Annotated in this window: 1 rRNA gene; it reads right to left on the reverse strand. The window is 56.0% G+C overall.

The window, feature by feature from the left end:
• Positions 1-987 (reverse strand): 23S ribosomal RNA (locus tag AC6CHY_RS19935); the annotation flags it as partial.

Below are 987 nucleotides of genomic sequence, written 5' to 3' on the forward strand. Positions count from 1 at the left end.
ATGTGAGTCGCGGATTTGCCTACGACTCGCCCTACATCCTTGGACCAGGTCAATTCCATTGCCTGGCTCGGCTACCTTCCTGCGTCACACCTGTTAATACGCTTACCTCCCTGGTTCGGGTCCCGCGCCGCACACCCGATACCGTTCCCGAAGGAACGATGGTGGGTGGTTGGGGCGGTTAGCATCACCAGGTCAATATGGGCGGTTTTTCACCGGTACGGGAATATCAACCCGTTGTCCATCGACTACGCCTGTCGGCCTCGCCTTAGGTCCCGACTTACCCAGGGCAGATTAGCTTGACCCTGGAACCCTTGATCATTCGGCGGACGGGTTTCTCACCCGTCATTCGCTACTCATGCCTGCATTCTCACTCGTGTGGGCTCCACCGCTGGTTTACACCGCGACTTCACTGCCCACACGACGCTCCCCTACCCATCCACACGGCTGGACCACGAAGGCCTGCCAAATATGTGAATGACGCAACTTCGGCGGTGTGCTTGAGCCCCGCTACATTGTCGGCGCGGAATCACTTGACCAGTGAGCTATTACGCACTCTTTCAAGGGTGGCTGCTTCTAAGCCAACCTCCTGGTTGTCTTCGCAACTCCACATCCTTTTCCACTTAGCACACGCTTAGGGGCCTTAGTTGGCGTTCTGGGCTGTTTCCCTCTCGACTATGAAGCTTATCCCCCACAGTCTCACTGCTGCGCTCTCACTTACCGGCATTCGGAGTTTGGCTGACGTCAGTAACCTTGTAGGGCCCATTAGCCATCCAGTAGCTCTACCTCCGGTAAGAAACACGCAACGCTGCACCTAAATGCATTTCGGGGAGAACCAGCTATCACGAAGTTTGATTGGCCTTTCACCCCTACCCACAGCTCATCCCCTCCATTTTCAACTGAAGTGGGTTCGGTCCTCCACGCGCTCTTACACGCGCTTCAACCTGGCCATGGGTAGATCACTTCGCTTCGGGTCTAGATCACGCCACT

This window comes from Paeniglutamicibacter sp. GQ140, from assembly GCF_059759235.1.